17 protein-coding genes and 1 pseudogene are annotated in these 22794 nt (G+C 58.4%); 6 read left to right on the plus strand and 12 right to left on the minus strand.

Features of this window, described 5'->3' with window-relative positions:
* Positions 1 to 315: 315 nt before the first annotated feature.
* From SBC1_RS37680 to SBC1_RS37710, 7 genes and pseudogenes are all read right to left on the minus strand, one after another.
* Positions 316 to 1333 (minus strand): annotated as a pseudogene (locus SBC1_RS37680) (IS110 family transposase).
* Between the two features lie 56 nt (positions 1334 to 1389).
* A complete protein-coding gene (locus SBC1_RS37685) occupies positions 1390 to 1725 on the minus strand; it encodes an HdeA/HdeB family chaperone (protein ID WP_165107055.1) in 336 nt (111 codons plus the stop codon).
* A gap of 753 nt (positions 1726 to 2478) precedes the next feature.
* Complete coding sequence (locus SBC1_RS37690; protein ID WP_165107057.1) at positions 2479 to 3399, minus strand: VOC family protein; 921 nt, start codon at positions 3397 to 3399, stop codon at positions 2479 to 2481.
* Positions 3396 to 4310, minus strand: coding sequence for an SMP-30/gluconolactonase/LRE family protein (locus SBC1_RS37695; RefSeq protein ID WP_165107059.1), 915 nt, complete (start codon positions 4308 to 4310; stop codon positions 3396 to 3398). The genes SBC1_RS37690 and SBC1_RS37695 overlap by 4 nt, the downstream gene beginning before the upstream one ends.
* A gap of 10 nt (positions 4311 to 4320) precedes the next feature.
* Entirely contained in the window at positions 4321 to 4806 is a 486-nt protein-coding gene (locus SBC1_RS37700; protein WP_165107062.1) for a cupin domain-containing protein, read from the minus strand.
* 35 nt (positions 4807 to 4841) lie between these two features.
* Positions 4842 to 5330, minus strand: a complete 489-nt coding sequence (locus SBC1_RS37705) for a DoxX family protein (protein WP_165107065.1) — start codon at positions 5328 to 5330, stop codon at positions 4842 to 4844.
* Positions 5331 to 5352: 22 nt separating this feature from the next.
* Positions 5353 to 6930 (minus strand): GMC oxidoreductase, encoded by a 1578-nt coding sequence (locus SBC1_RS37710; protein WP_165107068.1) that lies wholly within the window; start codon positions 6928 to 6930, stop codon positions 5353 to 5355.
* Between the two features lie 271 nt (positions 6931 to 7201).
* On the opposite strand from SBC1_RS37710, the gene SBC1_RS37715 reads away from it, so the two are divergent.
* The 3 genes from SBC1_RS37715 (at position 7202) to SBC1_RS37725 (ending at position 11165) form a co-directional block, all read left to right on the plus strand.
* Positions 7202 to 8197 (plus strand): SDR family oxidoreductase, encoded by a 996-nt coding sequence (locus SBC1_RS37715; protein ID WP_165107070.1) that lies wholly within the window; start codon positions 7202 to 7204, stop codon positions 8195 to 8197.
* Positions 8198 to 8423: 226 nt separating this feature from the next.
* A complete protein-coding gene (locus tag SBC1_RS37720) occupies positions 8424 to 10211 on the plus strand; it encodes a glycoside hydrolase family 15 protein (protein ID WP_165107073.1) in 1788 nt (595 codons plus the stop codon).
* Positions 10212 to 10289: 78 nt separating this feature from the next.
* Complete coding sequence (locus SBC1_RS37725; protein WP_165107076.1) at positions 10290 to 11165, plus strand: SDR family oxidoreductase; 876 nt, start codon at positions 10290 to 10292, stop codon at positions 11163 to 11165.
* Between the two features lie 37 nt (positions 11166 to 11202).
* On the opposite strand, the gene SBC1_RS37730 is transcribed toward SBC1_RS37725, so the two are convergent.
* The 5 genes from SBC1_RS37730 to SBC1_RS37750 form a co-directional block, all read right to left on the minus strand.
* On the minus strand, positions 11203 to 11556 hold the full coding sequence (locus SBC1_RS37730) for a cytochrome o ubiquinol/quinol oxidase subunit IV (protein WP_241202539.1): 354 nt from the start codon (positions 11554 to 11556) through the stop codon (positions 11203 to 11205).
* Positions 11553 to 12176, minus strand: coding sequence for a cytochrome c oxidase subunit 3 (locus SBC1_RS37735; protein ID WP_165107078.1), 624 nt, complete (start codon positions 12174 to 12176; stop codon positions 11553 to 11555). Before SBC1_RS37735 ends, SBC1_RS37730 begins: the two co-directional genes overlap by 4 nt.
* Positions 12173 to 14215 (minus strand): cbb3-type cytochrome c oxidase subunit I, encoded by a 2043-nt coding sequence (locus SBC1_RS37740; RefSeq protein WP_165107475.1) that lies wholly within the window; start codon positions 14213 to 14215, stop codon positions 12173 to 12175. Before SBC1_RS37740 ends, SBC1_RS37735 begins: the two co-directional genes overlap by 4 nt.
* A 65-nt stretch (positions 14216 to 14280) precedes the next feature.
* Complete coding sequence (locus tag SBC1_RS37745; protein ID WP_165107080.1) at positions 14281 to 15375, minus strand: cytochrome ubiquinol oxidase subunit II; 1095 nt, start codon at positions 15373 to 15375, stop codon at positions 14281 to 14283.
* Between the two features lie 1235 nt (positions 15376 to 16610).
* A complete protein-coding gene (locus SBC1_RS37750; RefSeq protein WP_165107083.1) occupies positions 16611 to 17321 on the minus strand; it encodes a YfdX family protein in 711 nt (236 codons plus the stop codon).
* Positions 17322 to 18106: 785 nt separating this feature from the next.
* Here SBC1_RS37750 and SBC1_RS37755 point away from each other — a divergent pair.
* From SBC1_RS37755 to SBC1_RS37765, 3 genes are all read left to right on the plus strand, one after another.
* Entirely contained in the window at positions 18107 to 20347 is a 2241-nt protein-coding gene (locus SBC1_RS37755) for a DUF3141 domain-containing protein (RefSeq protein ID WP_165107085.1), read from the plus strand.
* A 184-nt stretch (positions 20348 to 20531) separates the two neighbouring features.
* On the plus strand, positions 20532 to 21290 hold the full coding sequence (gene fabI, locus SBC1_RS37760; RefSeq protein ID WP_370469759.1) for an enoyl-ACP reductase FabI: 759 nt from the start codon (positions 20532 to 20534) through the stop codon (positions 21288 to 21290).
* A gap of 141 nt (positions 21291 to 21431) precedes the next feature.
* Complete coding sequence (locus SBC1_RS37765; protein WP_165107091.1) at positions 21432 to 22793, plus strand: bifunctional enoyl-CoA hydratase/phosphate acetyltransferase; 1362 nt, start codon at positions 21432 to 21434, stop codon at positions 22791 to 22793.
* The last annotated feature ends 1 nt before the right edge of the window (position 22794 follow it).

The raw sequence follows: 22794 nt of genomic DNA on the forward strand, positions 1-22794 counted from the left end.
CTGTTCGCGAGACGCCACCGTCCTTCATCTGCCGTTATATGAACGCATCCCGTTTGCGACGGTTTTTCGTGTGCTACGACTGCGACAGGATGGGTTGCAGCTTTTTATCCGGGCTTATTGCAGCCTGATACGCTGCGGCCCACTATGAAATCCGCTGACCCGCGCCTCATTTTTTCCAGCGAGCTCGAAGCTCTTGGGCAGATTCAGGTTTAGCGAGTCCCGGTCCGACCTGTCTTGTCGTCACATACGATTGCCAGCGCAACCTTTCGACGTGTCATCCTGTAGAAGTTGAATTTCCTACGCGCCGTTCGCCGTTCAAACCGGCTTCACGCTCACATAACCTTTTTCATACGGCCTGCGATGCACCAGGATTGCCCAGATCGTGCGGGCCATCTTGTTGGCCTGTGCCACGACCGCTAGATTCATCGGCCGCCGCTTTCTGATCTGCTCAAGCCACGGCCCTGGTTCCTTCGTGTGGAAGAGCACACTGCGTGCATCGTGAATCAGCAGCTTGCGCAGATACGTATCTCCTCGCTTGCTGATCCCCTGCAACTGAACCTTGCCGCCCGAGCCCGTTTGCCTCGGGACCAGCCCGACCCAGGCCGCAAACTCACGCCCGGATCTGAACGTCTTCGGGTCTCCCATCGTCGCGATCGCCGCGGTTGCCGTTAGCAGACCGACGCCCGGTATCGCAGCGATTGCCTTGCATGCCTTGTCCTCTTTCAGCCATGTCTGTAGGCGCCGTTCGATTTCGGCAATCTGCCGATCCAGATTCGTCAAGCCGTTCCACTGCTCGCGCAGCGTGTCGATCAGAATCGTCGGGAGACGGTCCACCAGCCGCTCCAATACATCCGGTATCGCCTTGTCCAGCGCCGCCCGACCTTGCCCATTACTTCACCGTATTCGGTCAGCAGGCCGCGCAGACTGTTGATCTGCATCGTGCGGAACTTCACCAGCTGTTCGCGCATCCGGTGCAACCCCAGCACCGCCTGCTGTGTTTCTGTCTTCACCGCAACTGACTTGCCCGGTTGCTGCACTGCCATCCAGATCGCACGTGCATCAGCCGCATCATTCTTGTTACCCATCAAGAACGCTTTGACGAACTTCGCCGGCATCAGCTTCACCTGGTGGCCCATGGCCATGAGCTTGCGGGCCCAGTGCTGCGAACCACTACACGCCTCCATCCCGATCAGGCACGGCGACCGGTTCGTAAAATGCTCGAGAAACGCCGCCGCTTCACGGATCTATTCAAGATCTCGCCCGTCTCCGCGTCGATGTAATGGAGCTGGATCACGTTCTTTGCAATGTCCATACCAACTCTCGTAAGCTTCATTTCGGACCCTCCGGTTCGCGCTGCTTCGAGCCAAGCCACGCGCGAATGCGCTGTCTTCAGTTGTGGGCATAGGTCTTATTGAGCGTTATCTGCTTGTTCCGATACATCTGCCGGACCTTCTTCATGAAGAGTGCATCTGGCGTTTTCTTGCACTCGGTCACGATCTCATCGACGGGATGCGCGGTATCGAGGACCAACCTATCGTTCTCGCGAACGCCGAGCTTATCGACGCCAGCTACCCAGTAGACAAGGGCAGGCCGATAGGCTTCATCCGTCGCGACAAACTCGTTGCATTTCATTTTGGAAGGAATGACCTCTTTGGGTGTTTGCGCGAACGCGGTACTGGCCATGACGACGCCGCATAGTGCGACGAAAGTCGAGATCGATTTCATGATGTATTCCTAAGTAAGATAAATGGAAGATCAGGGTGGAAACGACGGCTGCCCGTAATTTGGGTTTTGTCAGTTTCGCCGCTATAAGGGCGTGCTGTATCAGCTGCGTCTTAAGGTTTACCCGCGCTGCCATGATGCAAACAACGTTGGGATAAACCAGACTAGGACCGCTTTCTTAAACCAAACTTTATGTGAGTGCCGCGATCTTCAAACAGTGACGTCGCCGGGACCACAGCGATTTAACCTTAACCTCTCCAAGCCGACGAGACTTAAGCAAGCGTTAAGGTCTGGCGGCTAGTGTCGGGGTGCGAGTTGTTATTCTCGGCTGACGGCAATAGATGTTGCGGCGCAATGCGTCGTGGACGAATTGGAGGGAACAGTAAATGGCTTTACATATCAGCGCAGATTTGTTGTTTGAGGAGAGCCTGGCGCAGCGTGCCGGGCGCCGGGCATTCGCGGCTCGACTGGACCACTGTCTGAAGCGAAATAATATCTCGTCCGGGCAAGTCGCGAGGCAGGTCGGCGTAGCGGCGCGAGACGTGTCTTACTGGCGTGCTGGCATAACCGCGCCGGGCCGCTTAGCATACCGGCGCCTTTCGCGATTGCTCAGCGTGGACGTATTCTGGCTGTGCTTGGGGATAGAGGCCGAAGGCTCCGATAGATAGTTCTCTGAGGCACAGAGGCCTTCTCCGGCTGAATATGTACGAGGTGTTGTCGTGTCTGTCGTATCCGTTTATAAATTGTACAAACCAGTCATTCGATAGCCTCAAAAAAATGACCATCGGGATCTCGAAACAGGAGGACTAGTTCCCCGGACGTCAACCGGATGAGTCGCGACGCCATGCCGAGGTTCATCGCGAGCCCGCTCACATCGCTGCAACGGATGACGATTCTGTCGCTAACGATGTCGGTGGCTTTGGCTTGCGTATGGGGTGCAGGCGCGAGGGGTCTGCGGTAGCACAGCAACTCAAGGTGAGGCGACAACTCACCCGTTGTTTGGAGAGAGACGACTTCGACAATCGGGTTTTCGAGCGCATCCAGCAATCCCTGCTCGCTTCCCGAATTGGTTTGATAAGCGCTTGTGGTCAGTCCCAGCGAGTCCGCATAAAAAGCTTTGCTCGACGGTGCACTGGATACGGAGATGGCAGTATGGTCGACCCCGGCGCGCACAGTTGATCGTGCGCCTTCATCGCCGGCAGGCTGCAACAATTCGAGCGGGTGTCCATCCGGGTCACGAAACTTGAAGGCCGTGACGCCGCCGCTGCTATCGGGTAGACGAACTGGCGCCGGACCGCCATCCGGACTGCGTGAAATTGCCGTCGGAAGCGCCGAGGCGCTGTCTTCTCGGTATAGCCGCTTGAACGCGATGTCGATATCCATGCAACGTACTGCCAGATGTTGAAATGCAAGATCGGCTGAGGTGTTTGGCGACGGATAAGGGCGTGCGTTCGGGCCGGCTTCGACAAGTTCGAGTTCCTCCTCGCCAAGCCGCAAGCGTTGCACGTTGATATCGCGCGCGCCGAACCCGAGCTGCGCCGCGAGCGCTCGCTCCATGATGAACACTGGACCACTGGCCTGGAAGCCGAGCCGGTCCTGATAGAAAGCAGTACTACGGTCCAGCTCAACGACGTTGCGGCTGATTCGGATAATCCGGGTGATGGGCGCGGGCTTCATGGACGCTGCGCTCCTCGCTGATTGGTGTAGATAGCAAACAGGGAATGTGAGGCGCAGATAAACAAGCGGCTGCGATTACGCCCGCCAAACGTCAAGTTTGAAACGGTGAATGGCACGTGAACCTTGCCGAGCAGTTCGCCCGAGGGCGCGATGCAGTGCACGCCATCCGCAGCGCTCGACCACACATTGCCGTCTTCATCGCAGCGAATGCCATCGGCGAACCCGGGATCGATCTTGTGGAATACGCTAGGCTTGGAACACGCGATGCCGTCTGCGCCGACATCCATCACGGCAATGTGCCGGATTGGGTCGGGATCGAACTGCAAACCACTTTCACAGACATAAAGGCGCGCCTCGTCCGGTGAAAAACACAGACCGTTGGGACCTGTGAACTGGTCGGAAACGACACTGAGTTCGCCGCTGCCCGGCACGAGCCTATAGACGCATGCGGGACGCTCCTGCACCTGTTTGCCGCCTTCATAATCGGTCTGAATGCCATAGGGTGGATCCGAGAACCAGATCGTGTCATCGCTTTTGACGATCACATCGTTGGGCGAGTTCAAGCGCTTGCCTTCGAAGCGATCTGCCAGTACTAGTACACGCCCATCGAGTTCAGTGCGCGTAGTACACCGTTGGCGGTGCGAGCATCCAATCAGCCGGCCCTGGCGGTCGCGCGTATGGCCGTTGGCAAAGCCTGATGGCTGCCGGAACACGCTGATGCCGCCGCTTTGCGTCCATCGCATGATGCGGTCATTCGGCAGGTCGCTGAACAGCAGGTAATCCTGGTCAGCAAACCAGACTGTCCCCTCAAGCCACCGAAAGCCGTCGCCGAGTAATTCGAGCGGTGCGTTCGGAAGGACCATCGCCTTAAAGCGCGGGTCAATGATTTCCACATCCGAATGTGTCGTCATGTACCGCTCGTTAGCGAAAGTGTCCCGGCACGTGGACCGGGTCGACGTGCAGTTGGATCGTCATGAGCACCGCAGGCTGATCGCCAATCGTGCCTGAGCGATGGCCCATGCGGCCGGTTGTATCGGGGATGCTTGCCTGGTCCTCGCCCAGCGAGAGATCGCCAGGGCCCATTTCGATGCGCGTGCCGTCCATGGACTCTACCCACCACCGCCCCGATATCGGGATGATCCACTGAGGCGCCGGGTTCTCGTGCCAGTCACCGACCCAACCGACTGGCTGGACCGTGAACACCACCGTGGCGTCGGACCGTTCCTGCTTGTCGTTCCATTGAGGAGCAGCGTTACCCACGCCCTTCAATTCAAACCGATCCAGTTCGCATCTGACTTGATGACTGACCCCAAGATTGTCGGTCCACAAATGCCAATACCCAACCTTAGGGGCTTCACCTTCTTTTAACGGCGATTGCATAGTTGCGTTTGAATCTGAGGCGGACATGAATGCGCTCCTTGGCTGGGTGGTTTACCGTCGCTTTACTGATTGCTCGAAGAGGCGGGGGAACCCATCGGCGAAACACTTCCATACGGTGCAGACGAAAGTGGATGTTCGAGCACGGCGGACGCGCTCATCGGCATACCACCGATGACAACCAGAAGCAGGCCTCCGACCAGGCCGAAATTCTTGAGAAAGTCCCAGAAGTGGCTGTGACCGTCGCCCGCCTTCGACCAGAAGTGAGGATATTTCCAGAACGGGTGATATAGGAGTGCCGTGACAGCGCAGAAGCCCGCAAGGACGAATGCGGCGAGACGATCATGCCAGCCAATGACGACGCAAACAGGTGTGACGAATTCCACAATGATGGCGATCACGAGTAACACTGCGCCGCCGGGCAAGAAGGAGGAAGTCGCTTGCTGCATCGCTTCCTTCCAGTGGACAATCTTGTCGAGCGCGCTGAAGGGAAACATCACGACCAGGCACACGCGCGCGATCAATGGGATAGCGACCATATCGAAGAAATTCATCTCCAATCCCTCGCGGTAAGCGTCATGCGGCCACCGGCATCACGCCCAAGCGCTCGCCGATCTTGTCCGCGACCCGCAGTGCATTGGCAACGATTGTCAGGGTCGGGTTGACCGCACCGATCGACGGAAAGAAGCTGGCGTCGGTCACGTAGAGATTGTCGAGTTCATGAGCCTTACAGTTTACGTCGAGCACCGACGTGGCCGGATCGACACCGAAGCGCACGGTGCCTGCCTGGTGAGCGGTGCCCCCAATCGGTATGTCTTTACCCAGATAGAGCTTACGGTCCATCATCGCCGCGTGGGCACCCGCATCGGCAAGTAGCCCCTCGAGTTTCTTTCTCAGCCGGTGATGTGCTTCCATATTGCCCTCCTTGATCTCCAGCACGACGTGGTCGCCTTCGTATCGGATGCGGTTTTCGGAGCGCGGCAGATCTTCCGTCGATAGCCAGAAGTCCATCGAGTGCCGTGCCATGGTTTCGAAGGGCATTTCCGGCAGCCATTCGAGCCATGCGGGCAACGCTTCGCCTCGGATCTGATCGGCATGAGAGGTTGCGCACATCTGGATCAGGCCGAGCGGATAGTCCCAATCGTTCGCACCGAAGTAGAAATCGCTGATCGCGAGGGTCTTCTGGAAGATCGTATCGTTGGGCTCGCGCATGAGTGCCATCAAGATGGACTGGTTATGCCGCATGTAGTTGCGGCCGACCTGGTCGGACCCGTTAGCCAAACCTCTGGGATGCTTGTCATTGCCCGAGCGCAGCAACAGAAGCGCCGACGACAATGCGCCGCAAGCGACCACGACGATATCACCCGTATAACGCCCCGGAGTGCCCTCGCGTACCACCTGAACGCCCGTAACGGTCTTGCCCGATTCATCGGTTTCAAGCCGGGTAACGTAGGTGTTCGTCATCAGTGTGAGGTTCGGATAAGCTGCGAGTGCGGGGTCCACGCACATCACCTGCGCGTCGGCCTTGCCATTGAGCAGGCAAGGAAATCCGTCGAAGGCGTCGCATCGGATACAGCGGCTGGTGGGCGTCACCTGGCCGTCTTTCTCGTCCAGCAGGATGCCGAGCGGCAAATGAAAAGGATGCAATCCCGCTTTGACCAAGGAGTCGTTAAGGGCCTGGATGCGCGGCTCATGCGACACCGCCGGATGCGGGAAAGGCGTACTCGCATGCGGCTCGCACGGATCCTCGCCGCGTTGCCCGTGAACATGAAACAGGCGTTCCGCCTCGGCGTAATAGGGCTCAAAGTCTGCGTATTTGAGCGGCCATGCAGGCGACATGCCGTCCTTGTGCTGAAGCTCGTCGAAGTCGCGCTCCCGAAGCCTGAAGAGCGCCGCGCCGTACACCTTGGAGTTGCCGCCCACATAGTAGTGAAGACCAGGGTGGAACTTGCTGCCGTCACCGCCGTACCAGGTTTCGCTGGTCTGATACATGCCATCAACGAACACGGTCTTCGAATCCCAGTTGGCGGGCTCCCGCTTCAGGTAGTCGCCGCGTTCGAGCAGCAGAATGCTTTTGCCCGTCGAGGCAAGTTTGTACGCGAGAGACGCACCGCCCGGGCCGCTTCCTATCACGACGACGTCGTAGTGGCTCATGTTTTTCCTTTTCCGATCACTCATTTCATCGATTACGGATTTGGGCCCGCAAGCGTTGAATGTTGAATAAGCCAGCGTCCGGTATGTCCAAGTCATTCAGGCAAGAAGTAGTCCTGTTGGTGTTTAGTAATGCAGTGTGTCGTCCAACAGGTCCGGTACAAGTTTTGCGCCTATTTAAGCAGCATGGTGTGATTCACACACCGCTCCGATGAACTACCGCTGGTTGCAGTCGAGCCCGCGTTCTCATGTAACCGTTCAGCGAGAAAAGACAATGCCAAAAGTGGTCGTAGTGACGGGGGCGAGCGCAGGTGTCGGTCGTGCCACGGTGGAAGAGTTTGCACGGCGGGGATATGACGTAGCGTTGCTGGCGCGGGATCCTGATCGACTTGAGCACGCGGCTTCGGATCTCGAATCGCGGTACGGGGTCCGCGCACTTGCGATTCCTACTGACGTCGCGGATGCCCTTGCAGTGGACACTGCCGCCACGCGAGTCGAACAGGAATTGGGACCAATCGATGTGTGGGTCAATGTCGCCATGGCCACTGTGTTTGCGCCGGTTTCAAAACTCACTGCGCGAGAGTTCGAGCGCGGCACCAAGGTGACCTATCTCGGCCAAGTGCACGGAACCATGTCGGCGCTGTCGCGCATGCGGGTTCGAAACCGTGGGACGATCGTTAACGTGGGCTCGGCACTCGGTTATCGATCGGTTCCGCTGCAGTCCATCTACTGCGGCGCCAAATTTGCGATTCGCGGTTTCACTGACGCTCTGCGCTCCGAAATTATCCATGACAAGCTGAACGTGCACTTGACGATGGTGGATTTGCCGGCAGTGAACACCCCTCAATTCGATTGGGCGATGAACAAGATGGGCGTCAAAGCGAAGCCGGTCGCGCCTATTTTCGAGCCCGAGGTTCCGGCTCGGGCCATCTTCTTCGCCGCCACGCACAAGCGCCGTGAGGTCTGGGTTGGTTTTCCGACTGTGAAGGCCATCCTTGCCAATCGCATCGCGCCGGGTCTGATCGATAAGTACCTGGCGTCAGCAGGCTACACCGGTCAGCTGACCGATGAGCCTCTGGCGGCGGATGCGCCTGCCAATCTGTTCGAACCGGTGGCGGGCAACTACGGCGCGCATGGGCGATTTGACAGCGAGTCAAAAGGACGCAGTTGGGAGATGTTCACCGATCGGCACCGTACTGCCTTTTGGGCGGCCGCTGCCTTGGGTTTGATCGGCGGTGTCCATTTGTTAGCCAAAAAGTACAAAGTCTGAAACTCGCGATCACGATCCACAGGGGGCAATGAACGAGCGCGCGTTGATCAACTTTCCGATGGCTTCCTGACGACGCATTCAGGGAGATAGCGGCATTGCTGGGTCAACAGATTTTGGTACGTATAACGAACTGTCATTCGTCACGGTGACATTCACGCATATCGGTTAGTAATGTTTTGTTTAAGGCTAGTTGTCTTATGGTGTTTCAGATCCGGAAAATTCTGCAATGAGCAAACCGATCGAGGATTACGCCCTGTTGAGCGACGGCGAAACCGCTGCGTTGGTGAGCCGGGATGGCTCGATTGATTGGCTTTGCTGGCCGCGATTTGACGATGACGCCTGTTTCGCCGCGCTCCTTGGCACGCGGGAAAACGGCCATTGGTCAATCGCTCCCGTTGCCTCAGTGATCCATCAAAGCCGTCGCTATCAGGAAGATACGCTCGTCGTGGAAACCGATTTTGCGACAGAGGAAGGCGAGGTCAGGGTCATTGACTTCATGCCGATGCGAACAACGTTCTCGTCGGTCGTGCGGATCGTCGTAGGCTTGCGAGGCAGCGTGACAATGCGCTCGACACTATGCCTCCGGTTCGACTACGGGGCATTGCCACCTTGGTCCACAGCGGAGGGTGACACTATGGTCGCGAAAGTCGGTCCCGATCTGGTGATCCTGCGCGCGCCGATGCCACTCGAAGTTAAGTCTCATGCCACCGACACCGAATTTCTTGTCATGCAGGGAAGCCGGTTAGCGTTCGTGATGAGCTACGGGCCATCTCACCAGCCGCCTCCCGCGGCTATCGATGCCGAGGCCGCGTTAGTGTCGACTCAGGGATTCTGGCGCAAGTGGATCGCTCGCTTCGACAATTCGAAGACTGACTGGCCGAACGAGGTGAGGCGCTCGTTACTGACGCTCAAGGCATTGATCCATCAATCGAGCGGCGGGTTAATCGCGGCGCCCACGACCTCGTTGCCCGAAGCGCCGGGCGGCAAGATGAACTGGGACTACCGATACTGTTGGCTTCGCGATGCGAGTTTTACGCTAGGTGCACTGATCAATGCTGGGTTTCTTGGAGAAGCGCAAGCTTGGCGAGATTGGCTACTGCGCGCCATTGCCGGATCGCCCGAACGCGTCAGGATCATGTATCGCGTTGACGGTGCGCGGCATCTTGCTGAGTGGACCGTCGATTCGTTGCCGGGATACCGTTATTCTCAGCCGGTGCGTGTTGGCAACGCCGCGTCGACACAGCATCAGATTGATGTCTTCGGAGAAGTTCTCGATTGCCTCGACCTCGCTCGCCGGGGCGGCGTGCCTGCTTCGACGCAGGAGGCGGCGATTGCGCTAAAGATTGTCGAGCACCTCGAGGCAATGTGGGACAGCGAAGGCTCCGGCGTCTGGGAGTCTCGCGCCGAACCGCGACAGTACACGTATTCGAAGGTGATGGCCTGGGTCGCGTTCGATCGTTTCATTCGCCATCATGAAGCGCTCGGTAGCACAAGTACCGTGGATCAGCGCATGCTTGAACGCGTTACGGCATTGCGATCGACGGTGCACGAGCAGGTTTGCCGCGAAGGCTGGAACGAAGGCTTGGGCAGCTTCACGCAACACTTTGGCGGCCAGGAAATTGACGCAAGCCTGCTCCTGCTGCCTCTCGTTGGCTTTCTGCCGGCTGATGAGCCGCGCATGGCGGCGACAATCGCGACGATCCAGCGGGAACTCTCGGATGGCGGTCTAATTCGCCGAACCAAGGCGCGCCAGGACGGTCCGGGCGAGGGCGCATTTCTCGCATGCTCATGCTGGATGGCTGACTGCCTGATCCTGCAAGGACGCACCGACGAGGCACGGGCGCAATTTGAACGCGTACTTGCTGTCAGTAATGACCTTGGATTGTTGTCCGAGGAATACAACGTAGCAGGCAAACACCTTGCCGGCAATTTTCCGCAAGCGTTGACCCACCTTGCTATCGTCAACACGGCGCTCAACCTCTGTGGTCCGACGCTTAACCGGGGTGGTAGCTGACATTCCCGTGCTCCCCTGGAGTAACGTGTTTCCCGCACGCCATGCTCGAGCCAAACACCAACAAGTCAGGAGTCTTTCATGACCGATGAAGCATCCAAAGATCCTTCCGCCCCGGCGAGTCCGGACGCGAGCCGTTTGCCACACCTGGCGTCCTATCCCACGCTGGCCGGGCAGCCTGCGCTCGTGACTGGCGCGAATTCCGGCATTGGCAAAGCGGTCGCGCTTGGACTTGCTCGCGCCGGTGCAGATGTGATCGTCAACTACGTAGTCGATCCGCAAGCGGCGGAAGACGTTGCTCACGAGATAGCACGTCTCGGACGGCGTGCGATTACGGTTCAGGCCGATGTCAGCAATGAAGAACAAGTGCAGGCAATGTTTGCGCGTGCAATCGACTATTTCGGTACGCTTCACATCGTGGTCAGTAACGCCGGTTTGCAGCGCGACGCGCCGTTCGACAAAATGACACTGGAGCAGTGGAATACCGTGATTGGCGTGAATCTCACCGGACAGTTTCTTTGCACGCGAGAAGCGGTAAGGGAATTCAAACGGCGGGGCGTCGATGGCGCAGTATCGGTCGCGGCCGGGAAAATTCTCTGCATGAGCTCCGTGCATCAGGAGATACCTTGGGCGGGTCATGCCAACTACGCTGCATCCAAGGGTGGTGTCATGCTGCTCATGAAAAGCCTTGCGCAAGAAGTCGCGCCTTACCGCATTCGGGTCAATAGTATCGCCCCGGGGGCGATTCGCACGCCGATTAACACCGGAGCCTGGAGTACGCCTGAGGCCTATGCCGAGCTCATGACGCTGGTTCCTTACAAGCGAATTGGGGAACCAGACGACATCGCTCAGGCTGCAGTTTGGCTTGCGTCAGATGCGGCTGATTACGTGACCGGGGCAACGCTTTTTGTGGACGGTGGGATGACCTTGTACCCAGGGTTTGCGACAGGCGGCTAATGGAGGCAAAAACGGAGGCAAAAAGCGCTTCCGGGTGTCAAGAGGCCGGCATCGCCATACGCAGCGCCAAGCTGGCCATGATCCAGATCGTGCCGGCGACCATAATCGTCAACAGCAACGCCGAGAACAGGATTAGCTGCAGATCCTCCCGCTTGTGGGCAAAACTGATGTGCAGGAAACAGCGGAAGTGTATGAGGATCTGCACCAGCGCGAATACGCCAATAACGATCAGCATCGGCAAGCGCGGTAAGCGAGCCCAGTGCAATAGCGCAAACGGCACCACGGTGAGCAACAACGCCATGCCCGCGCCCCAGACATAAGATCGGAACTCCCGGCGTTCCTCCTGCATCGGGTCTGCGCCGTCCACGGCGACGTTGGGTTGTTCGCTCATGTGAGCCCCGCCAGATAGACCACCGAGAAAATCGCGATCCAGACAATGTCCAGAAAATGCCAGAACAGCGCGAGTCGCATAATGCCGAGCTTCGTCTTGGTATCGAGACCGTAGCGGGCGATTTGGCCCACCAAACCGATCAGCCAGATGCAGCCGCCGGTGACGTGCAGGCCGTGCAAGGGCACCAGGTCGAAGAAGGCGGACAGAAAACCGCTGCGACTGGGTACGCCTCCCTTGGCGAACATGGTACTGAAGTCATGCAGTTCGAAACACAAGAAGGCAATGCCCAGTATCAGGGTCGCCGCTAACCATCCGATCAGCCGCGGCGTGCTGTGCTTGTATTTGAGCGCGAGAGACGCCATTCCGAAAGTGAAGCTGCTGGCCAGGAGCAACAGGGTCTCGACGAAGATGCTCTTGATGTCGTAGAGCTGGTAGGGCTCTGGGCCGCCGGCGGTGGCATGCACAGAGGTCACATAGGTCGCGAACACCATGCCGAACAAGATGGCATCGCTCATGAGAAACACCCAGAAGCCGAACATCAGGCTTTCGGCTGCTTCATGATCCTTGCCGTGCGCGGAACTCAGGTTCAAGCCCGGGTACTTGGCGGCTTCGCGGCTCATGGCACCACCCCTTCGGTTTCGTGTTGGGCTAATCCGCCATTAGCCGGCGTGCGTTCGTCAGCACGGGATATGGCGGTGGCCACGGTTACAGCATCGATCCAGCGATGGTGCTCTTTGCGCACTTCCAACGCACTAACAACGCGCGTGGTATCTCGCGCAAAGCCGCGCCCGATCATCGCGGCCATGGCGGCCAGGAAAGACAGGATCACCATCCACCAGATATGCCATACCAGGCCAAAGGCGAGGAAGAAACCAATCGCCGCAATGAACGGACCCATGGCGCTGTTCTTCGGCATCTCAATGTCTTCATACGTCTCGAGCCGCTGATAGGCGCTACGGTTTTCCTTGGCCACGGTGAAGGCATCGCGATCGGCAACTCGTGGAATCATCGCGAAATTGTATTCCGGCGGCGGCGCCGAGATCGACCATTCCAGACTGCGCCCGTCCCATGGATCGCCGGCAAACACACGATTCGTGTCGCGCTGCCTGATCGACACCCATAGCTGCACGACTAGGGCGGTGAGGGCCACAATAATGAGAACGGCACCGAGCAACGCCACCATTTCCAGCGGCACGTAGGCGGGCTCGGAGTAGGCCACGGTGCGGCGAGGCATACCCATCAGTCCCAGCCCGTAGAGTGGGAAGAACGCAAGCATGAAGCCGACGATCCAGCACAGCGCCGAGATTTTCCCCCAGCGCTCGTTGAGACGAAAGCCAAATGCCTTGGGAAACCAAAAGTGGTAGGCAGCGATCATCCCGAACAGCACCCCTGGCACTGCCACGTTGTGGAAATGCGCGACCAGAAACACACTGTTGTGCACTTGGTAGTCGACGCCCGGGTCAGCCAGCAGGATCCCGCTCATACCGCCCAGCACGAACAGCAGCATAAAGCCGATTGAATAGATCATTGGCACGGTAAAGCGTATCCGACCGCGAAACATCGTCCACATCCAGTCGTAGATTTTGACGCCTGTAGGAATGCCGATGAGCATCGAGGCGATGCCGAACACCGCGTTGATATTGGCGCTTTGGCCCATCGTGAAAAAATGATGCACCCACACGGTGAATGACAGGATCGCGATAGCCATGGTGGCCATCACCAGTGCGCGATAGCCGAATAGCACCTTGCCGGAAAACGTCGAGACGACTTCGGAGTACACGCCAAAAGCCGGCAGTATCAGGATATAGACTTCCGGATGGCCAAATAGCCAGAACAGATTGGCGAAGTGCATCATGTTGCCGCCAAGCGCATTGGTGAAATAGTGAAAGCCGAGATAGCGGTCCAACGCGAGCTGCGCCGTCGCCACGGTCAGTGGCGGCATGGCAAAGATCATCAGGATGCTGGTGCACAATGCCGTCCACGTAAATAGGGGCATGCGCATGAACGTCATTCCTGGCGCACGCATTTTGTAGATGGTGACGGCGAAATTGATGCCGGTGAAAGTCGAGCCCAGAGAGGCCAGCGAAAGCGACCAGATCCAATAGTCCGGACCTACGCCCGGACTGAAGGTTGCTTCTGTATACGGGGGGTAGCCAAACCAGCCGCCGGTAGAGAAGGTGCCAATGCACAGCGAAATCATCACCAGCGCTGCGCCCGCTGCGGTCAGGCCCAGACTGATTGAGTTGAGCACGGGAAAGGCGACTTCGCGCGCGCCGATCTGCAGCGGCATGACGTAGTTGATCACGCCGGTGAGAAACGGCATCGCCATGAAAAAGATCATGATGGTGCCGTGCGTGCTGAACAGCTGCGCGAAGTGATCCGGCGAGAGAAAGCCGCCGCCGAGGCCGAATGCCTGCTGGGTACGCATCAGCAAAGCTTCAATCAGCGCACGGGCCAGCATCACGAAAGCCAGCACGACGTACATGATGCCGATCTTTTTGTGGTCTGGGCTGGTCAGCCAGTCGGACCATAGAACACCCCACTTCCGGTAGCGAGTGATCAATGCAAAGGTAACGATTGCACCTATCGCCACCATCGAGGCGGCTCCCGTGGCGATGATCCCGTTGATCACATTGGCTTCGCTGGGGTCTTGCAGCATCTGCCAGAACGGCAGGGATTCCAGACTCAGCCGTCCCAGCGGGTGCGCCAAAACGTAGGGAAGGCTCACGGCTTTTGCTCCGCAGAGAGTGATGTCGCGTTTTCAACGACGTTCACTACTGTCGATGTTGCGGCATGTCCGGTGGTTTGAGGATCGGCCACGGTACCGTTCATGGTCGCCATGACGACGTTGGAAAAAATGTCGGATGTAGCGTGGTTGAAATAAATACCGCCATCGCTGGCTCGACTTTGGCCCAGCGCGGCCGTGAGCTGTGCGCGGGTCGTGCGTTCCGATATCAGCTTTAGCGTGCTTGCATCCAGTGGCACACCGCGAGCCCGAGTTTGTTTAACCCAGTCGTTAAACGCGTCAGGTGTCATTGCCACGGCGGTGAACCGCTGCTGGTGAAAGCCATCACCGTTGTACATGGTGTTTTCGCCCATGAAGCGCCCGGGTTTGTCCGCCTGCAAGTGCAACTGTGTGACCATGCCGCCCATGGCGTAAATCTGGCTGCCCAGCGCTGGTATCTGCAGCGATTGCATCACCGTGGCGGACGTTAGCTGCATTGCCACGGGCTGACCTGCGGGCAGTGGCAACACACCAATGCTGGCTACACCCTGGTCGGGATAGATGAACAGCCATTTCCAGTCGTAACCGATCACCAGCACGCGCAGTGCCGGTGTGCCCGAGGCCAGAGGTTTGTACGGATCGAGCGCGTGCGTGCTACGCCAGACAAGCGCGGCCAAGAGCGCCACGATCACCGCAGGGCCGCTCCACGCAGCGACTTCCAGAGTTCTGGAAAACGCCCATTTAGGCGTGTAGCGTGAGGATTTCGCCCCATACCGGTAGCGCCAGGCGAACCATGGGATGAGAACAAAGATCGGCAACGCAACGAAGATCGCCAGCAACGCCACCATCTCAAGAAAGTGCGTACGCTGTATCGATGCCACGGGGCCCTGTGGATTGAGAAAGCTGAGATGGGTGTCATCAGTGCAAGAGCTGAGTGTGAACGCCGCGGCGCAAAGAAAAGCGCAGCGGGCAACGGCCTTGACCTTCACGAATAGCGCCGCTGCGGCACGGAGATGAGCATCGGTCGATGGCTCACTCGCACATTCCGGCTTCACTTGATGCACAAGACCACGATGTCCGTTGCCGATGTTCACGATATCGCTGTCCGAGTATCCTGGCTTTCTTCCGCGCCAGCAGTATGGTGCCGGTACCTTGGCAGACAGTACAGTCAGCCAACGCCCAAGCCCAGCCGATTGAATTGCTTCTTGAAAATTGCGTTTTCCGCCTGTTGTTAGATCAGCCAGATCGTATGTGTTCGATCGTGATGAAGATATCCTGACCGACGCTGAAGCAAACGACCACGCCTTCGGAGCTTGCAGCACGAAGAGAGGTTTGATGCCGCCGACTTATCGCCTGTGCAGCGATAGCTTTTAGCATTTAGTGTACCCGGCACTGAATATTCGGGTTTCGGCATGCAACGCGGTTGCCTGTACCACCATCACCCGATTGTGCTGATCGCGCGGTAAGCGCCATGTGCGACACGGGCAGCAGGCAATCTAAATGTGTAACGCATTACTACCAGCCGACAGGACCGAAACTTGCCATATGGTTTGACAGACGGCCAACTCATATTCTTTGGATTCAGATTCCAAATATCAGGACGAAATCATGAAGTCCATTCTCTCCAGCTTACTATTGTTTGCCGTTACGTCGGCGCATGCGGCTACGTTGTTAGGCGTGAATCTGGCGATACCTGTTTCCCAACTACCGAGTTGTGATTCAAGCACCCCGCCGTGTTTGCACGCTATCGCACCTGACGTATACACGCTCCAAACGCAAAACCGACCGCCCTGGGCTCGTGGGGTGATTACCATTACGACAGTCAAAGGGCGTATTGCACAAGTCTTTATCGAATCTAAAACGTCAGTTCACCTGCCCGTCAACGGTCCGCTTAGCGACAGGGTAAAGATCCACACAGTAAATCATTGGGTTTACTGGGACGGAGCCACGGCGACCTATGTCCCCAAGATGCCTAGGGAACGGACCAGCGACATTTCAATAGCGGTCATACCCCCGCCGGCAACTATCGTCGGTCTCCCCGAATCACCAGCGCAGTGACCATGGGACTATTCGGCTCTGGAGCCGTGCGTCAACGTAGGCGACACATCAATCGCGGAGGTGAATCATGGATTCTCGATGCGAGCGAAAGTGCTGACGATGACGTCTCGCTACTTTTGTGAAGCAACATGGCACGATCGTCAACCACCGGATAGGCCCGAGCTCTCCTTCTATTTGAGCGTAACAACATGGGTTGCTCGCGACGACGGTGACGTGTTTTTCAGGCTGCGGCTGCCTGTCCGGCCCTCGGCAGGCACCGTTCAATTCCACTCTATTTCGCTACGGCAGACGAGGCCGCGTTGGCGTCAGCACTTGACGTGGTCTGGATTGAATGAGGCACCGCACTGACATCGACCCAGTCATATCTCACGCTGTCCTGAACCCGCCTGAGGACTTGATCAGCCTGATAAAACTTGTCGAGCTTCATCAGCCCCGCTGCCTCGTCCACATCAACTGTAATCTGTTTGAGCGGCACAACTTCCATCGTATAAGAGACGCCTACGTTGGCTAGCTTTAGCTCCTTCATTGTGGCGTTGGTTTGTCCCTTCTTCAGGTGGGCATTAGCGGACGTGACCGCGGTTCTTTTTGCGGGCGTTGTGAAGTCGTCGCTAACTGTTACGTCCGCTCCAACTGGCAACCATGACACGGCCTTCGTGTCCTTAGCCGAGGACGATTGATAGACCTGTGACGGGGGAGGCTTCATATCAGATTCGGCTTTGAGGAATGCGGTGTCGTCGGTCTGCGCGATCTTCAGAGACTGTTGAGCCTCACTGACAAGCCTGCTGGCTTCCACGGGATGACCGTTAAAAATTGCCAGTCTGGCAAGTTCGATATCGCTGAAGGCTTTGCTGCCCTGGTTTGACAGTTTTCCCATGTCGTTGAGCGCAACTTGAGGCGGCTGCGCGGCATTGACTTCCGCAGAGAAGCACGTTGCAGCGACAAGCGAACTTACCGCCATCACTGCGATAAATCGACTAGTCATGATTTATCTCCATAAATTAGGTTTGCTAAATATATAACTGTTCACCTGACCCGATATTCACAACGAGTCCGCCGGGAGTTAGGCCACTCTTTTGAGACTACCGCTTGCCGCGCGATCGAGTGCCTGTATGTACCACGATAGGACGCGTGTCTTAACGGCCACTTAAATGGGGAGTCGAAAATGGCGGCCGAAGTACGCCCGGAAACGTCGCTTGCAACATTGGATTTTCGAATGGCCGGGAGCATCGCGTCCCTGACGCTGGCTATCGGTTAAGCGAAGTCAACATCAACGCAGGAGAACCAGCCGATCATTCCTTTTGGATTGCTTTTCGGAACAAACAGCACCTGCTTGCGGCATTTTCGTTGAGTCAGGACGTGTCAGGCTTCGTCGACTGGGCGCGGAATGCGCGGCGAGGTGATTTAGATCAATGAAGTGAAGGGCTGAACCTCTACAGTGGACTTTGCCAACTGAGCAAACCCGTCAAGTTGGCAAGCGGTCCGCTCATTGTGCCGTTCGAAGGACAGATCTGCATGCCTCTGAGAGATATCGCACTGCAATCACCCTCGAATGCCGGAGCAGCTCTCGCTGGAAATCACAAAGACCGTCAGTACAAGTGCTTGATCAGGCCAGTCTGGCAATTGTAATGTTCATCGTAATTCGTGGGTCATTCGAGGTTTCGTTCGGCTGAAGCACGCCCCGGCCGCCGTCGCGACTCCACTGATCTCTTTAGCAGCGGATAGAACGCCCTCTTTATCGCTCAATACTGCATCGAAGGAAAGATCGCCATGCTGCACACGACCTCATCCGACACCTTGCGCGCTTCGCTTACCAGAGGTGAGAAGGGAGTTGAATTACCTATTCCCGCCCCGACAACTGTCAGCAACGCTCTGGCAAGTTGGCCGGAATATACGGTCGATGCGTTCCAACGCAGCGTTCTGTTCCTGGACTTGCTGCGCCAGCGTGGTGACGAAGAGATCGAGATCACGTCACGGCCGATGGCGACGGTGTTGAGCTTTGAGCATGAGTTGCTTATGGACGGTCGCTCGCTGCCCCGGCCAATCAACTACGCGCTGTCGCGCATCGTTCCTCCGCCAGGCGTTGTCATCGATCCGCAGAAACGGCCGGTCGTGGTGGTCGATCCACGTGCGGGGCAGGGGCCGGGTATCGGTGGCTTCAAGGCCGAGAGCGAAATCGGGGACGCACTCAACGCCGGGCATCCGGTGTACTTCATCGGTTTTGGGGCGACCCCGACGCCCGGCCAGCAGTTTCTCGATGTAGTCGAGGGACAGGTGAGCTTCTTCGAACGCGTGGTCGAACTCCATCCGGATGCCCAGCGTCCCTTTGCGATAGGCAACTGTCAGGCTGGCTACCAGACCCTGATGGTGGCGATATTGCGGCCGGACCTCTTTGGTCCCTGCCTGGTTGCCGGCTCGCCGATGTCGTACTGGCAGGGTGTGCATGGGAAAAATCCGATGCGCTATTCCGGCGGCCTGCTGGGCGGAAGTTGGCTCACCGCAATGGCTAGCGATCTCGGTAAGGGGAAGATCGACGGGACGGCGTTGATCCAGAACTTCGACACGCTGAACCCAGCAAGCTGGTTGTGGGGCAAGCAGTACGAGGTCTATACCCACGTCGACACCGACGGGGAGCGCTACCTCAAGTTCGAGAAGTGGTGGGGTGACTTTATCCAGCTGAACGGGGATGAACTGCAGTTTCTGGTGGATAACCTCTTCATCGGCGACAAGCTGACCCGCAACCAACTCCATTCGCGCGACGGTACGACCTTCGATCTTCGCAGCGTTACCTCGCCGATTATCGTGTTCACGTCGATGGCCGACAACATCAGTCCGCCACCGCAAACGCTCGGGTGGATCCTTGATCTGTATCGGGACGTCGACGACATTCGCGCCACGGGCCGAACGATCGTGTATTGCGTGAACCAGGAAGTCGGGCACCTCGCCATCTTCGTCTCCGCCAAGGTGGGCGCCAAAGAGGATGAGGAGTTCGTGCAGATGATGGACGTCATCGACTGCCTGCCCCCTGGTCTCTATGAGATGGTCATTTCGCCGCGGCCGGCGAACATACCTGCGGAGGGCTTCGTCACCGGCAACTGGCTTAGCCGCTTCGAGACGCGCTCGCTTGATGACATTCGCGCGCTTGGACGCAACAGCCCCGAAGATGACCGTGCCTTCGCCGCTGTGGCGCGGCTGTCGGACATGAACCTGGCGCTTTATCGCGCCTTCATTCAGCCCCTGGTACGCGCGCTAGCCAACCAGCCGGCAGCGGACCTGGTCCAAGCCTTGAACCCGCTCAGGCTCAGCTACACGATGTTCAGCAACCCCTGGATGAAGGGCGTGCAGACACTGGCTGCCAATGTGAGCGCGGCGCGCCAGCCCGTGGCACCTGACAATCCGTTTCTTGCGCTGCAGACGCGGATATCGGAGCAAATCACCGCTGGTCTGAATAAATATCGGGACCAGCGTGACCAGATGGAAGAGCAGATGTTCTTCGGCTTTTATGGCTCGCCATTCGTTCAAGCGCTCCTTGGCCTCAATGACAGCAGCGAGGTGCGAGCGCTACCGAGCATTTCGGTGGAAGAGGTGGCGGCACGACAGGCGCGCTCAGACGCGTATGCGGCGAAGTTGCAGAGCGGCGGATTCGACGAAGCGCTGAGCCGGGCCGTGCTGTACGTCACCGCGGCCGAGCGGCTGATTGACCAGCGCTGTGCACTCGCGATGAACGTCGTGCGCAAGACGCTTTTGCATCTCTCGCTCGCAGAGTTCAAGGCGATGCTGCGGGACCAGTCCTTTGTGCTGCAACTGGAGCGTGAGCGCGCAGTGGAGGCGCTTGCGGTCATGGTGCCGGGGGCGCAAGAACGCAAGAATCTGCTCAAGCAGGTGCACGCAATCATTAGTGCGGGAGACCTTCCGCTCGCAATGGAGTGCGACCGCCTGAGTCGACTGGCCGAGGTGCTTGGGTTGCCAATTGAGCAGCCGATGGCTCTTGAAACGTCTGGCGAAACCTGAGTCGGCAGCCACGCGATAAACGGATACTCGATTAACGGATACTCGCCCGACGAGACGCTGCCGGCGATCCGAACGAGACTCGTACCCAGCGTGCGCTGCTGGAGTACGGAGTACATATCATCAAAGCTCGCGTGCGGGGCGCATGCAACGAGGGTGGCTCACGTTCAAGGAGAATGTCATGAACATGCTGAGCGGCAAGAAGGGCCTCATTATCGGTATCGCCAACGAGCATAGTCTTGCCTACGGTTGCGCGCGCCACTTCCGCGCCGAGGGCGCCGAAGTGGCGATCACCTACCTCAACGCTCATGCGCAGCCTTACGTGCGACCGCTTGCGGAAGCGTTGCAAAGCGCCATCGTCATGCCATGCGATGTCACGGTGCCAGGCCAACTTGAGGCCGTCTATGAGCGAGTCGCGAAGGACTGGGGGCGCCTCGATTTCGTGCTGCACTCAATTGCTTATGCCCGCAAGGAGGACCTGAGCTGCCGGATCACGGATTGCTCCTTCGAAGGATTTGCCCTCGCAATGCAAGTCAGCGTTCACTCTTTCCTGCGTATGGCCAAGCTCAGCGAACCGTTGATGACGGCGGGCGGCTGCCTGCTTGCCATGAGCTACTACGGCGCCGAAAAAGCGATCGCGCACTACAACGTCATGGGGCCGGTGAAGGCGGCACTGGAGGCGGCGGTTCGCTATATGGCGCTCGAACTCGGGCAGGCGGGGATCCGTGTGAACGCGCTATCGCCGGGGCCGCTAAAAACCCGTGCGGCGTCCGGAATCGACCATTTCGACGAGCTGCTGGAGCGCGCAGTCCGCGAGGCGCCGGAGCACCGGCTGGTCACGCTCGACGATGTCGGCGCCTACGCCGCATTCCTGGTCAGCGACGGCGCCCGGGCGATCACCGGAAACGTCGCCTACGTCGATGCCGGTTATCACATCGTGGCGTGAGCGAGCGACCATCATGCCTGTGCGCGTGAATCGCCTCTGTCTTGAGATCCGGATCGGGCGGATTGGTCTCTCACCTCGACGCGTGGGACGCGCACGTCATGTGTCGTCATCGCACGAACTTAACCCCTCGGAGCTGCCGCAATGCAAACTGCCGTAAACAAGACATTCGATGAGATCGCGCCCGGCGATGTTGCGACTTTCCAGCGCACGCTGCAGATCGGTGACATGCGGGCCTGGGGCGCCGCATTTGGTGAGGCGGACACGCTCACCGGTGCGGGCGAAAGCCAGGCTGCTGCTGGCATTGTGACGGCCATGCTGAGTGCACTGGTTGGCTCTGCTCTTCCAGGTCCAGGGAGTGTTATCCGCTCAACCTCGGTGCAGATCAAGGGCGCACTGCCGATCGCCGCAGTGATGACGGTTCGTCTGGTCGTGCGGGAGAAGCGGCGGGATCAGGGGATTGTGGTGCTGGATGGTCAGTGCACAAACCCGGCGGGTCAGATCATTGCGACCGCGATCCTGGAGGTTCTGGCACCGACGACACGTCAGCAGCATCAGGTGGCGCAGCATCGGCTCGAGAACTTGCTCGAGCGCTGTCGCGGTCTCAAGCCGATGCTGACCGGCATCGTGCATCCATGCAGCGCTGATGCCCTGGCCGGCGCGGTGGGGGCCGCTGAGGCCGGGTTGATCGTGCCCGTTTTTTTCGGTCCCGAGGCCGAGATCCGGCGGATTGCGGATCTCGCGCGCCTGGACATTGCCGCGTATAGGTTGGTCGCCACAGACGGCCCCGAAGAATCGGCCATGAGGGCCGCCACGGCCGCCGGAAACGGTGAAGTCGCGGCACTCATGAAGGGCAGCCTGCACAGCGGCGTTTTCCTGCACGCGGTCATGCAGAAGGAAGCGAAACTGCGCACCGGGCGGTTGATCAGCCACTGCGCGATGGTGTCGGTGCCGACCTATGCCCGCCGCTTCGTCATCAGCGACGTCGCGCTCAACATCGCACCCGACACCGGCCAGAAGCGCGACATTTGCCAGAATGCGATCGGCTTTGCCCGGGCGCTCGGCATCGACTTGCCGAAAGTCGCTGTGTTGGCGGCGGTGGAAATGGTGCGCACCGACATGCCGGCCAGTCTCGACGGCGCGATCCTGGCGAAGATGGCGGATCGTCGTCAGATCGTTGGAGGTATCGTCGACGGGCCGCTCGATCTTGATGCGGCAGTGGATCTCGATGCGGCGCGGATCAAGAATATCTCGTCGCCGGTCGCAGGTGTGGCCGATGTCCTGATCGTGCCAAACATTGAAGCCGGCAACATGATTTACAAGAACCTTGCGTTCATGGCCGATGCCCAGACTGCGGGGCTCGTAGTCGGTGCCCGCGTGCCGCTGATCCTGACCAGCCGTGCTGACACGGCGGCAGCGCGGAGCTTCTCGGCCGCCGCCGCCGTGCTGTATGCAGAGGCGCTGGCGCGCGATCCCTCGATCGTGCTGCCCGAACCCGCGGAGTAAC

Source organism: Caballeronia sp. SBC1, assembly GCF_011493005.1.
Classification (GTDB): Bacteria; Pseudomonadota; Gammaproteobacteria; order Burkholderiales; family Burkholderiaceae; genus Caballeronia.

Bases quoted from the DNA above. Each gene is read 5' to 3' on its own strand.
- SBC1_RS37685 (WP_165107055.1), bottom strand. From the start codon at position 1,725: ATGAAATCGATCTCGACTTTCGTCGCACTATGCGGCGTCGTCATGGCC.
- SBC1_RS37690 (WP_165107057.1), bottom strand. From the start codon at position 3,399: ATGAAGCCCGCGCCCATCACCCGGATTATCCGAATCAGCCGCAACGTC.
- SBC1_RS37695 (WP_165107059.1), bottom strand. From the start codon at position 4,310: ATGACGACACATTCGGATGTGGAAATCATTGACCCGCGCTTTAAGGCG.
- SBC1_RS37700 (WP_165107062.1), bottom strand. From the start codon at position 4,806: ATGTCCGCCTCAGATTCAAACGCAACTATGCAATCGCCGTTAAAAGAA.
- SBC1_RS37705 (WP_165107065.1), bottom strand. From the start codon at position 5,330: ATGAATTTCTTCGATATGGTCGCTATCCCATTGATCGCGCGCGTGTGC.
- SBC1_RS37710 (WP_165107068.1), bottom strand. From the start codon at position 6,930: ATGAGCCACTACGACGTCGTCGTGATAGGAAGCGGCCCGGGCGGTGCG.
- SBC1_RS37715 (WP_165107070.1), top strand. From the start codon at position 7,202: ATGCCAAAAGTGGTCGTAGTGACGGGGGCGAGCGCAGGTGTCGGTCGT.
- SBC1_RS37720 (WP_165107073.1), top strand. From the start codon at position 8,424: ATGAGCAAACCGATCGAGGATTACGCCCTGTTGAGCGACGGCGAAACC.
- SBC1_RS37725 (WP_165107076.1), top strand. From the start codon at position 10,290: ATGACCGATGAAGCATCCAAAGATCCTTCCGCCCCGGCGAGTCCGGAC.
- SBC1_RS37730 (WP_241202539.1), bottom strand. From the start codon at position 11,556: ATGAGCGAACAACCCAACGTCGCCGTGGACGGCGCAGACCCGATGCAG.
- SBC1_RS37735 (WP_165107078.1), bottom strand. From the start codon at position 12,176: ATGAGCCGCGAAGCCGCCAAGTACCCGGGCTTGAACCTGAGTTCCGCG.
- SBC1_RS37740 (WP_165107475.1), bottom strand. From the start codon at position 14,215: ATGCTGCAAGACCCCAGCGAAGCCAATGTGATCAACGGGATCATCGCC.
- SBC1_RS37750 (WP_165107083.1), bottom strand. From the start codon at position 17,321: ATGACTAGTCGATTTATCGCAGTGATGGCGGTAAGTTCGCTTGTCGCT.
- SBC1_RS37755 (WP_165107085.1), top strand. From the start codon at position 18,107: ATGCTGCACACGACCTCATCCGACACCTTGCGCGCTTCGCTTACCAGA.
- fabI (WP_370469759.1), top strand. From the start codon at position 20,532: ATGCTGAGCGGCAAGAAGGGCCTCATTATCGGTATCGCCAACGAGCAT.
- SBC1_RS37765 (WP_165107091.1), top strand. From the start codon at position 21,432: ATGCAAACTGCCGTAAACAAGACATTCGATGAGATCGCGCCCGGCGAT.